This is a genomic window from Clostridium sp. 'White wine YQ' (genome assembly GCF_028728205.1).
Lineage (GTDB): Bacteria > Bacillota > Clostridia > Clostridiales > Clostridiaceae > Clostridium_T.
In genome coordinates this window covers 1,932,875-1,945,197 of the sequence record NZ_JAQYUU010000001.1, presented here as the reverse complement: position 1 = coordinate 1,945,197, position 12,323 = coordinate 1,932,875, and the positions used below count along the sequence as shown (strand labels likewise).

Sequence of the window (12,323 nt, the reverse complement as noted above, 5' to 3'; positions counted from 1 at the left end):
TGATTATTAATAATCATAGAACTATTTTTTTGGGAAATAATAAATATATCCTTTAATAGAAACGGGGAATGTAATTTGAATAAAAAAGAAGGAAAAATAAAAAAAGAATTTTATAAGCTTTCTAAGGAGTTAGAACCAAAACCAAAGCTCCTAAGGAACTGCATAAATGCTTTTTGGGTAGGAGGTCTTATCTGTGTAATTGGACAGGGATTAACAGATATACTTTTAAGCTTTAACATATCAAAAGAAGACGTAGTAATTTGGATTCCCATAATAATGATATTCATAGGAGCACTATTAACTGGATTTGGAATATACGATAAGATTGCTTCTTTTGCAGGAGCAGGTACTGTTGTCCCAATAACAGGATTTTCAAATGCTGTGGTATCCCCTGCAATTGAGTTTAAAAAAGAAGGATTTATTTTAGGAGTAGCAGCAAAAATGTTCACAATTGCTGGACCGGTTCTAGTATATGGAATAGGAACATCTGTAATAATTGGAATTATACATTACTTTATTAATTTTCTATAAGAAAGAGGGATAATTATGGATAATAAGCGCAGAGGACTACAAACTGTTGAGCTTCAAAATCCTCCCAAGATAATTGCTTCGTCAACTACTGTTGGACCTAAAGAAGGCATGGGTCCATTAAGCGAATATTTTGATACAATATTAGAAGATGATAAGAACGGAAAAGAAACCTTTGAACAAGCAGAAAGCTCTATTATGTATAGCACAATAAAAGATAGCATAAGAAAAGCAAACCTAAGTGAAAATGATATAAATTACTTATTTGCTGGGGATCTTTTAAATCAGTTGACATCATCAAATTTTGTTGCAAGAGAATTAGACATTCCTTTCTTTGGACTCTATGGAGCATGTTCAACAATGGCAGAATCATTAGGCTTAGCTTCGCTAATAATGGATGGGGGATTTGCAAAATACGTAGTAGCAAGTACATCATCACATTTTTCAGCTGCAGAGAGACAATTTAGGTTTCCGTTAGAATATGGGAGCCAAAGACCAGAAACAGCGCAATGGACCGTAACAGGTGCAGGAGCCATGGTTTTAGCGAATGAAGGTAATTTTCCTAGAATTACTCATGTAACTACAGGGGTCGTAAAAGATTATGGAATTAAAGATGCAGGGAATATGGGAGCAGCAATGGCGCCAGCGGCTGTTGACACAATCTGTAGAAACTTTAAGGATTTAGGAAGAGGGCCTGACGATTATGATATCATAGCTACTGGTGACTTAGGCAAGTTTGGGAAGGAATTGACTCAAAGGCTTATGATGGAATATGGTTATGATATGAGTAAATGTTATATAGATTGCGGAGAAATAATTTACGATAACGAGAAGCAAAAAACTAATTCTGGTGGCAGTGGTTGTGGATGTTCAGCTGTAATAGCATGTGGTTACTTATATAAGAAGTTAATGGCAGGAGAAATTAAGAGGGTATTTTTAGTATCAACTGGTGCACTAATGAGCAACACTTCATCGCTTCAGGGAGAAAGTATTCCCGGTATAGCACATGGAGTAGTAATAGAGTATGATAAAGAGGGAGTGATGTAAGGTGAATGATTATTTAAGTTCATTCATAGTAGGTGGGACTATTTGTGTAGTAGCTCAAATATTAATGGATAAAACCAAGCTTACTCCTGGAAGAATACTGGTAGTATTTGTAACTCTTGGTGCTATACTTGGAGCTTTTAATATATATGATAAATTACTTGAAATAGGAAAAGCTGGAGCAAGTGTTCCTTTGCCTGGCTTTGGAAATGCATTAGCAAAGGCAGCAATTAAGGAAGTTAATGAAAAAGGTTTAATTGGAGCATTTACAGGAGGAATAAAAGGGACAGCTGGGGGAATAACCGCTGCAGTGTTTTTTGGTTATGTTATGGCGTTGATTTTTAATCCTAAAACAAAATCCTAAGGGCTAAGGTCTTAGGATTTTTGAATATTGGACGATAAATTATATTATACATTTTGCAGGGAGTGATTTTTTTGATTAATTGGTATTTGAACTCCTGGAATAAGGTAGTAGAATTTCTAGAAAGTGATATTGATTATGGGTTAAGTGAAGCTGAGATTTTAAAAAGAAGAGATAAGTGGGGAAGTAATAAAATAAATATTATTTTTGAAGAAAAAGCATGGAAAACCACTTTCAAATCTATTAAGAATGTTTGGTTTATTATACCTATTTTAATTTGTATTTATGGAGTTTATTTAGGAAAATATCTTAGTTCGATTTTTACGTTAGCTATTCCTACTGGAATTTTAATTTTAAAATTAAGACAACTTGTTAACAGAAAAAAAGAAATGACAACTTTAAGTGCTATTAGCTATGGTAAAATTACAGCTGTTAGGGACGGCAGAGATAAGCTAATTAATTCGGAAGAATTGGTAGTAGGAGATATTGTAATAATAGATGATAGATCCATAGTTCCAGCAGATATTAGAATAATAAGTTCTGATAATTTAAAAGTAAATGAGAAAAGCTTAACAGGAGAAGAATTTTTATCAGAAAAATATGAAAGTAAGTTAACTCAAGAAATAACAAGTTTAGGTGAAATTAAAAATATACTTTTTAAAGGTACGAAGGTTGTTTCGGGACAAGTTACTGGAATAGTTATTGCAACAGGTAATTATACACAGCTTGGAAAGATAATGAATATGCTAAATAGCACTAATATTAGAAAAGAAACTATAAATGATAAGGCAGAAAATCAATGGAATAAAACGCTAACCTTATCGCTATTATTTGGGATAATAGTAATAGTTTTAGGAACAATGCTTAAAGGAACAGATCAAAACTTTATATTTAGTATTCTTATATCATCTACTTCCTTTGGAAGTATCATTGTAATGATGCTATTTTTAAGGATAATTAACAAAACTGCTGATAAAGAGAATATTAATATATTAAACCCTTCATGGATTGATTTGATAGATGACATTGAAGTTTTATTTATTGATAAAGTAGGATCAATTTCTAAAACACAGATGAATGTATCAAAGATTTTCACAGATGGAAAGTATACTAACTTAGAAGAGGATGACAAGTCGAATTTCAACTTTATTAGGCTTATGGAAATAGGTTTACTAGTTAATAATGCTACCTATAATTCTTCTGATGATAGTGGAACAGGAGATTTGAAAGATATAGCAATACTTAAATATGCAGGGATAAAGCATATTTATAAAGCTCAAGTAGATAGTAAAAATAGAAGAGTATTTGATATTCCAATGGATTTTAGTAAGCGTATATATACAACGATAAATAAGGTTGGAAAAGGATATAGAGCTAATATAAAAGGTAATTTAGATGAGCTTCTAGATTATTGTACTCATATAATGAAGGATGGAGTAGAAGTAGAATTTACAGATGAAGAAAGAGAAGTAATAAGGGAAAAGGATTATGAAATATCTAAAGAAGGATTAATAACTCAGGGAGTAGCCTATAGAAATTTCAGTTATGAACCTTCCACATCAGAAAACATAGAAAGTAATTTAGTATTCGTTGGAATAATAGCATTAGAGAATCCAACAAATCCAAGTATTAATGATTTGTTAAGAAGATTAATAAGAGAAAAAATTCACCCTATTTTGATAACTGAGGATAATAAAATAACTGCAGCTACTGTAGGCAAAGAAGTAGGGTTAATTGGAGATGATACTGAGGTAATATCGGGTATAGAATTAATCAACTCAACTAAAGAAGAGAAAATAGAGATTCTTTCTAAAACTAAAGTATTTTCGAAGATTGTTCCAGAACTAAAAAATGCTATATTTACTATGTTTAAAGAAGATAATTATAAGGTTTGCTGTACAGGAGAAGAAGTTATAGATTTGCCTTTACTTGCACTTTCTACATTAGCGATTGCTAAAGGTAAAGCATCAGCACTAGTAAAGAAGGTAGCAGACCTATATATAAAAGAAGATTGTTTAGAAAAATTATTATTTTTGAAATCATTAAAGAGAGAAATCAACAAAAAGATAAAATCAGGAAAGGCATTTTATTGGATATTAATTATTGCAGAATGCTTAATTAGTTTAATTTCTTTTGAATTTTATGGACAAGCGATATCAAATGAATTGACTATCTTAGCAGTTAACATTTTGATTTTACCTTTAATACTTATCAGAAATATATTTAAGAAAAACATGTTTGAAATAACTCCTAAAAATATATTTTTAAGAGGAATGGTAATAGTAGTTGGTAGTATTGTTGTAAAGATTTTGACAATAGACATGGTAGACTATGGGTTTACAGCAGTAGGAGCATTTTTATTGTTAACTTTAATAGCAACATTTGATGTTAGATTTAAAAAAGCAGAAGTAGAGTGAATTAATAGCACTTCCCTAGGTAAGAATTGAAAGGGAGGTGCTATTTTTTGCATAATGAAAATATTATTTTAAAGAATCCGTTAGTAACAGTTTTTATTTGCTTGATTTTAGGTTCTATTATATATAATTCAAACTTTAATTTATCATACGTAATATTATCAGTGATTTCATTTGTTATTATATTCTGGTTCGGTGGCAAGAAAAGTACCATAATATTTTTCTTATTCTTTGCATTAAGTATAGGTAGTAATCATTTCTATTATTCTATCCCAAAAGTTAATGATGGAAGCTATTTAGTAAGAATTACAAATCAGAATTATGGAAAATTTACAGGGATTTATAAAGGAAGAAAAGTTATAATTCAGGGAAGTAAACTAAGTTTTAACCTTGGGAGTAAATATCTAATAAAAGGAGATTTTACCCCAAGCAAGGAAATGGATAAAGGCATTGTAGGTACTATTTATGAGAGGGATTATAAACAAGAAAAGAGGGATTTGATTTCCTACATATATGATTATAAAGAGGGAATTTATAAGAAAGTAGAAAGTAAATTAGGGAAAGAATCCGCAGCCATGATATCAGCAGTTTCTTTTGGATATGTAGATGGATTAACATTAGAACAAAAGAATGATATGAAGTATTGGGGATTAATACATATAATATCTGTATCTGGATTTCATATGGCTCTTATATATAAGCTATTAGAAAAGCTTTTTGGCTATAAAGTTGCTTTAATAACCTGTGCATTTTATACGTTATTCACTGGAGCATCATCAGCCACCTTAAGATCATTTCTTATGATTCTGATATTAAAAATTGGAGAAAAGATATATAAGGAGTACAATCCTATTTCATCCTTATCCTTATCAGGAATATTAATATGTTTAATAACTCCATATAGTCCCTTGGATTTAGGTTTTCAATTATCTTATTTAGCTACACTAGGAATAATAATATTTAATACTCCATTAAATAAAAAGTTATATAAATATCCTAAATATTTAAGAGAAGCAATGGCCATAAGTATTTCCCCTCAAGTTTTAACTTATCCTATAGTTGGAATTTCAATAGGATATTTCTCCGTTAATTCACTATTAACAAACCTAGTGTTAATGCCTTTTTTTAGTATTGTAGTTATTTTAGGTAACTTATTACTTTTAACATATTGGTGGGGCTTTTGCTTTGATATTTTGGTTAGGGTCGCTGGAATTATAAATGGCTTAATTAATTTAGTATTAAAATTTATGGAAATAATATCATTGCCTTTGATGAGTATTGAAAGAGAACTAGTATACTATTATATTATTTGTCTTGGATGTTATTATTTTATTAAGAAAGGATTTAATGAATTTAAATACATACCTGTAGTTTTAATAATTCCATTATGTATTTATATCTATTCTCCAATTACAAAAATAAATATAAGTAATAGTAAGGATATCAGAATTAGCTATAAGGGAGATATATGGAAATATAGAGTAACAAATAGTAAAGTGAGTGCTATTAATAATACTCAGTATAAAAATAAAAGTATAATACCGTTAAACTCTGTAGGTGATAGCTTCTATATAAATAATAATATGCTTAATATAAGAACTAATAATAAGAAGGTGTATCGCTTTTCTTTAATTAAAAATAAAGAAAAATATGATATAATAACTCTTAGAGAAGATGAAACGATTTTTATTTTGGGAGACAAAGTAATTAGGTTTTAAGTTAGCGAGGAATTAAAAGTGATAAAACTAAATGAACTTGAGAGAGAAATTAAAAGTAACAATATTAAAAATTCATATATTTTAGCAGGTACAGATGAAGCGTTAATGAAGGAGACCATTGAAAATATTTCGAAGAAGGCTCTCTCAGATGATCTTAAGGACTTTAATTATATAAAGCTAGATGGTGTTAATATAACGTCAGAGACAATAATAAATGCTTGTGAAACTCTTCCTTTTATGAGTGATAGGAAAGTAGTTATTATATATAGAGCTAATTTTTTAAAGGGTTCAAAGGATTTTCCAGAAAGTGAACTTAAGAGAGTAATAGAGTATTTCAAAAATACACCTTCATATTTGGTTCTCTTAACCTATGTGCTATTAGATGATAAAAGAGATAAGCCTAATAATAAGAAATATAAGACACTAGCGGCATTGGATAAGAGTACTACATTAGTACATATAGATAAGCAAAAAGAAGATAGACTATCTAAAGAAGCTTTAGATATATTTGCGTCATATAATAAAGAGATTGGAAAAGTAGAATTAAAATATTTTATAACTAAAGTTGAGAAGAACTTAGATATAATTAAAAGTGAAATAGAGAAGTTGGTAAATTATACTTTGGATCGACCTATAACTAAAAATGATATAGATCAATTATTGCCATCAGAAGGTGATGATGATGTGTTTGACTTAATAGACTTTATATCAGAAAAGAAACCTGAAAAAGCTATTATGCTCATGAATGAACTAATATTTAAAGGTGAAAACTTAAATAGATTATTATCATTAATAGAAGGTCAATTTAGAAAACTTTATGAAATAAGACTAAAGACTCAGAAAGGGTTATCTTCACAGGTCATAGCTACTGAGATGAGAATGCATCCATTCGTAATGGAGAAGTTAGTTAAACAAAGTAATAAATTTACTGTTGGTCAATTAGAAGAGTGTATGAAACTTTGTATTATGACAGAAAAACGAATAAAGAGTGTTTCAACAAATATATTAACAGAAATGGAATTCTTATTGATTTCTACTGTAAGAACCACTAAAAAATAATTAACCGGTCCTTAATGGACCGGTTTATAAAATTAAGCTAAAGTCTTTAACTTTGCAGCTAATCTTGATTTTTTTCTTGCAGCCATGTTCTTATGAACAATTCCTTTTGAAGTAGCCATATCTAAAGATCTAACAGCTCCAGCAAAAGCAACCTTAGCGTCTTCTGCGTTCTTTGCATCTACAGCAACTTCAAACTTCTTTATAGCAGTTTTAAGTGCTGATTTTAACATCTTATTTCTAAGAGTTTTAGTTTCTATAACCTTAATTCTCTTTTTAGCTGATTTAATATTTGCCATTCCTTTTCACCCCCTTCAATTTTTTAGGGCCTCCGCAGTTTTGGGGAAATCTGCTTTCGAGTTCACATTCAACAAACCATATTATAACATTGAATATTTTTTAATTCAAGTGAAATTTTTTTATTAAATAAAATAATATGTCAACTCTGTGGGAAAACTAGAGACATATCAGAAAAGGAGGCATATTTTATGTATAACGTAAGAACTGATTTAGCAATAGAGGCTAGAGAATTATATAAAAAGCAGCATAAAGGCGAAATTGATGGAGTAATAGTAAAAGAAGAAAATAAGGATGATATAAAAGTTACAAGTGTAGAAGTGGTTAATGAAGATGGTGCTATTAAAATGGGAAAACCAAAGGGAAACTATATAACTATAGAAGTTCCAGAATATACTCACTATGATGGAGAAATAATGGAGAGAGTATCAAATACCTTAGCTGATAGTTTGAAAGATATAATTAGGATAAAAGAAAATGATACCGCACTTGTTGTAGGTCTAGGAAATTGGAATGTTACACCTGATTCCTTAGGTCCAAAGGTTACAGAAAAAATTATGATAACAAGACATCTTAAATCAGTAATGCCAGATTCAATTGATGATTCTGTTACTTCTGTTTGTGCTTTAGCCCCAGGAGTTCTTGGCACAACAGGAATAGAAACAGGAGAGATAATAAAATCAATCGTTGATAAAATCAGACCTTCAATTGTAATATGTATTGATGCCTTAGCTTCTAGAAGATTAGAGCGTGTTAATAGAACTATACAAATTGGAGATACTGGAATATCACCTGGTGCTGGAGTAGGAAACCATAGGATGCAGATTAATAAAGAAAATTTAGGTATACCAGTTATAGCAATAGGAGTTCCAACGGTGGTAGATGCGGCTACAATTGCAAATGACACCATAGACTTGGTGTTAGATGAAATGATACAATCTGCTGAAAAAGGCGGAGATTTTTATAAAATGCTAAAGAACATTGATAAAAGAGAAAAAAGTAAAATGATTAAGGAAGTATTAAATCCTTATATTGGAGATTTAATGGTTACACCAAAAGAAGTTGATGTGGTAATAGATTCTGTATCGAAAATAATTGCAGATGGTATTAATATGGCATTACAACCTCAATTAGATATGGATGATATAAATAAATTTATGAATTAAAAATATAATTAAGAAATTTTAATAATAATTATGTAAATTCCCCCATATAAATTATAAAGAGAGAGGGGGAATTTATTTTGCTGCAAGATAGATTAGTCAGAAGTAGAGGAGTTAAATTTAATGTAAAAAAGATTATTATTACATTGCTAATTGCAACATTTGCATTAAGGAGTACTTACATTATATTATCAAAGCAATTTCATAATTCTAATTTGTATATTGATATGTTAAATAAGGGAATGCCATATTTAAATTCATTGGATTTACCAAGTAAGGATAACGGAAGTTTAACTATGCAAAATTATGTAGCAGGTATTTTAGGCATAGAAGATATCAACTTCTTTACTGTAGTAAAAAATGAAATTCCTTACTTTAAGGAATTGCCTAATAATATGGAGTATGATGAAAACACCATAGCTACACTAGACCCTTTTGAGCTTAATGATAAAAGTATAATTAAGTATACGCCAGAAGAAATGCCTAAGGAGGGCACAAATATAGTATCAAAGGCATACGATCCAAAACTTAAAAAGGCACTTAATATTGATAAGCCAGAGGTACTTATTTATCACTCACATACTATGGAATCATATTCGCCAGCAACTGCTGAGAGCAATGATCCTAATATGAGCGTAGTAGGAGTTGGGAATGCATTAACAAAAGAGCTTGAGGAAAACTATGGCATTGCAACAATACATGATACTACTATTCATTCATTATCATATGATGATAGTTATAAAAGATCAGGGGAGACCTTAAGCAAATATTTAAAAAAGTATAATAGTTTTAAAATCATTATTGATTTGCATAGAGATGCTATGGAAAATAAAACACCTGTAACAGCCACTATAAATGGTGAAAGTGTTGCAAGAATAATGTTTGTTTTAGCTCAAAATAATCAATATTATCCTAAAAATAAAGCGTTAACTGATAAGTTAAATACATTATCAAGAAATATCTTTCCAGGGCTAAGCAGAGGAATAGATGAATATAGAAGAGGAAAAGATTCTTTTAACCAAAATCAGAGTCCAAATGCAATTCTTATAGAAGTAGGGGCAAATTGTAACTCAAATGTTGAGGCACAAAATACAGCAAAGTATATAGCTAGATTATTGGCAGAAGATATAAATGGGAAATAAAGGTATAAAAAAATAAAAAATGAGCATCCTTATAGATATATATAATGCATTAAAGAATTTACATGTCACTGTTAAGCTTTTAGACGTTTCAACTAAGAGTTGGACAATGAGATGTATTATGATTTTTGCATTATATTTATAAAATCTAGGGGGTGCTTTTTTTGAAAAAGTTACGTATGATATTACCATTGTTAATTATATTAATCACTATATTTTTTGGGATTATTAAAATAAACATTATAAATACAAAAGCATTTAGTGAAAAAAATAATAATCTTCAAGGAGTAAATTTTGATAACATTAAAGATGACTTTGGAAATGAATTTTCTAATTTTATCCTTGATAAAGCAATACTTAAGATACATCAGGTTGACGGTGGAAAATATATTTTAGAGATAAACGGTCAGGAGTATAAATTAAAGGGGAATTTTAATTTTGTAAACTCAATTAAAAGCAATATTAATGGTGCTTATGAAGATATAAAAAATATATTTAAATAATTGTCATGATATTTTCAAAGTTGAGCAATATAAAAAAGCAGATGAAATTACCTAAATATCTATATAGGGTTTTTGATAGGAAACTAAACTTATACTTACATAAATAAGTTAATAGTTGAACTTAAAAACCTATAATTAGTTGACATGATGAAGGATACTTGTGTTATAATTTATCTGATTATTTTACACGGGGGTGAGTGCTGTTCTTATAACCTTAAGATAACAAGTATCAACTATTGATTATCTATAATTTATAAGAATGGATTTAATATGCAGAGTGAAAGAAGAAAACATATAAGAAATTTTTCAATAGTAGCACATATAGATCATGGTAAGTCAACTCTTGCAGATAGGTTGTTAGAAGAGACTGGAACCCTTACTCAAAGAGAAATGGAAGAGCAAGTTTTAGATAACATGGAACTTGAGAGAGAAAGAGGGATTACAATTAAATCTCAAGCTGCAAGATTAATTTATAGAAGGGATAATGGAGAAGAATATATATTAAATCTTATAGATACACCAGGTCATGTAGATTTTAACTACGAGGTTTCAAGAAGTTTAGCTGCATGTGAGGGAGCAATTCTAGTTGTTGATGCAACACAGGGGATTCAGGCGCAAACATTAGCAAATTGCTATCTTGCCTTAGATAACGATTTAGAAATCGTACCAGTTATAAACAAAATAGATCTTCCAAGTGCAAGACCTGATGAGATAAAGCAAGAAATCGAAGATGTAATTGGAATTGAAGCTCATGATGCACCTTTAATTTCAGCTAAAACTGGATTAAATATTAAAGATGTTCTAGAAGCTGTTATTGAAAAGGTTCCATATCCACAGGGAGATGAAGAAGCTCCATTAAAGGCATTAATTTTTGACTCATATTATGATAGTTATAAGGGTGTAGTTTGCTATGTTAGAGTTAGAGATGGAGTAGTTAAGCCAGGAACTCAAATTAAACTAATGGCAACAAATAAAGTATACGAAGTAACAGAAGTAGGAGTTTTCACGCCTAACTTTTTACCAATAAATCAATTAAGTGCAGGAGATGTTGGATACATTACTGCATCAATAAAAAATGTAAGAGATGCTAGAGTTGGTGATACTATTACCGAAAAGGGTAGAGAAACCTCTGAAGCATTAAAAGGATATAAGCCGGCAGTACCTATGGTATTCTCAGGAATATATCCAGTTGATGGAGCTAAATATGAAGAACTTAAGGAAGCTTTAGAGAAACTTCAAATTAATGATGCTGCTCTGAACTTTGAACCGGAAACTTCAATTGCCTTAGGATTTGGATTTAGATGTGGATTCCTTGGATTATTACATATGGAGATAATACAAGAAAGAATAGAGAGAGAGTTTAATTTAGATATTATAACTACAGCCCCATCAGTTATATATAAGGTTTATAAAACAGATGGAACTCTTATAGAATTAACAAACCCAACTAATTTACCTCCAATGACTGAGATTGATTATATGGAAGAACCTATGGTAAAGGCTTCAATAATTTCACCAACAGATTATACTGGTGCAGTTATGGAGTTATGTCAAGAAAAAAGAGGTAACTTTATAGATATGGAATATTTAGAAGCAACAAGAGTTGTTATTCATTATGATATTCCGTTAAATGAAATTGTTTATGATTTCTTTGATACCCTTAAATCAAGAACTAAGGGATATGCATCCTTAGATTATGAATTAAAGGGATATGTAAGAACTGAATTAGTAAAATTAGATATTTTATTAAATGGTGATTCAGTGGATGCACTTTCAATGATTGTTCCAAAAGAAAGAGCATATAGCAGAGGAAGAGCGATTGCAGAAAAGTTAAAAGAAATTATACCAAGACAACTTTTTGAAATACCTATTCAAGCTACAGTTGGAGCTAAAGTAATAGCTAGAGAAACCGTAAAAGCTATGAGAAAAGATGTATTAGCAAAATGTTATGGTGGAGATATTTCTAGAAAGAAGAAACTTCTAGAGAAACAAAAAGAAGGAAAGAAGAGAATGAGACAGGTAGGTTCGGTGGAAGTACCTCAAGAAGCATTCATGGCAGTTTTAAAAGTAGATTAAATATAAAACTCAGAGGGATAAAGG

General features: G+C 30.0%; 11 protein-coding genes. 10 read left to right on the top strand and 1 reads right to left on the bottom strand.

Annotation, left to right across the window (positions count from 1 at the left end; translation table 11 throughout):
* Positions 1-75 precede the first annotated feature (75 nt).
* The 6 genes from spoVAC (at position 76) to holA (ending at position 7,124) form a co-directional block, all read left to right on the top strand.
* On the top strand, positions 76-531 hold the full coding sequence (gene spoVAC / locus PTZ02_RS09765; RefSeq protein ID WP_274227599.1) for a stage V sporulation protein AC: 456 nt from the start codon (positions 76-78) through the stop codon (positions 529-531).
* 15 nt (positions 532-546) lie between these two features.
* Complete coding sequence (spoVAD, locus tag PTZ02_RS09760) at positions 547-1,575, top strand: stage V sporulation protein AD (protein ID WP_274227598.1); 1,029 nt, start codon at positions 547-549, stop codon at positions 1,573-1,575.
* A 1-nt stretch (position 1,576) separates the two neighbouring features.
* Complete coding sequence (gene spoVAE, locus PTZ02_RS09755; RefSeq protein ID WP_274227597.1) at positions 1,577-1,936, top strand: stage V sporulation protein AE; 360 nt, start codon at positions 1,577-1,579, stop codon at positions 1,934-1,936.
* A gap of 71 nt (positions 1,937-2,007) precedes the next feature.
* Positions 2,008-4,350 (top strand): P-type ATPase, encoded by a 2,343-nt coding sequence (locus tag PTZ02_RS09750; RefSeq protein ID WP_274227596.1) that lies wholly within the window; start codon positions 2,008-2,010, stop codon positions 4,348-4,350.
* 47 nt (positions 4,351-4,397) lie between these two features.
* On the top strand, positions 4,398-6,065 hold the full coding sequence (locus PTZ02_RS09745) for a ComEC/Rec2 family competence protein (RefSeq protein WP_274227595.1): 1,668 nt from the start codon (positions 4,398-4,400) through the stop codon (positions 6,063-6,065).
* A gap of 18 nt (positions 6,066-6,083) precedes the next feature.
* Positions 6,084-7,124 (top strand): DNA polymerase III subunit delta, encoded by a 1,041-nt coding sequence (gene holA / locus PTZ02_RS09740; RefSeq protein WP_274227594.1) that lies wholly within the window; start codon positions 6,084-6,086, stop codon positions 7,122-7,124.
* A gap of 32 nt (positions 7,125-7,156) precedes the next feature.
* Here holA and rpsT read toward each other — a convergent pair whose 3' ends face one another.
* Positions 7,157-7,420: a 30S ribosomal protein S20 gene (gene rpsT / locus PTZ02_RS09735; protein WP_202768356.1), complete on the bottom strand. Its 264-nt coding sequence runs from the start codon at positions 7,418-7,420 to the stop codon at positions 7,157-7,159.
* Positions 7,421-7,609: 189 nt separating this feature from the next.
* On the opposite strand from rpsT, the gene gpr reads away from it, so the two are divergent.
* From gpr to lepA, 4 genes are all read left to right on the top strand, one after another.
* The gene (gpr, locus tag PTZ02_RS09730) at positions 7,610-8,584 is read left to right on the top strand and encodes a GPR endopeptidase (protein ID WP_274227593.1); all 975 of its coding nucleotides are present in this window, start codon (positions 7,610-7,612) and stop codon (positions 8,582-8,584) included.
* Positions 8,585-8,661: 77 nt separating this feature from the next.
* The gene (locus tag PTZ02_RS09725) at positions 8,662-9,723 is read left to right on the top strand and encodes a stage II sporulation protein P (protein ID WP_274227592.1); all 1,062 of its coding nucleotides are present in this window, start codon (positions 8,662-8,664) and stop codon (positions 9,721-9,723) included.
* Between the two features lie 161 nt (positions 9,724-9,884).
* A complete protein-coding gene (locus PTZ02_RS09720; protein ID WP_274227591.1) occupies positions 9,885-10,223 on the top strand; it encodes a hypothetical protein in 339 nt (112 codons plus the stop codon).
* A 270-nt stretch (positions 10,224-10,493) separates the two neighbouring features.
* Entirely contained in the window at positions 10,494-12,299 is a 1,806-nt protein-coding gene (gene lepA / locus PTZ02_RS09715) for a translation elongation factor 4 (protein ID WP_274227590.1), read from the top strand.
* Positions 12,300-12,323: the final 24 nt, after the last annotated feature.

What these genes read in the sequence shown, in the direction of transcription:
- lepA (WP_274227590.1), top strand. Translation starts at nt 10,494, where the DNA reads ATGCAGAGTGAAAGAAGAAAACATATAAGAAATTTTTCAATAGTAGCA.
- gpr (WP_274227593.1), top strand. Translation starts at nt 7,610, where the DNA reads ATGTATAACGTAAGAACTGATTTAGCAATAGAGGCTAGAGAATTATAT.
- rpsT (WP_202768356.1), bottom strand. Translation starts at nt 7,420, where the DNA reads ATGGCAAATATTAAATCAGCTAAAAAGAGAATTAAGGTTATAGAAACT.
- spoVAD (WP_274227598.1), top strand. Translation starts at nt 547, where the DNA reads ATGGATAATAAGCGCAGAGGACTACAAACTGTTGAGCTTCAAAATCCT.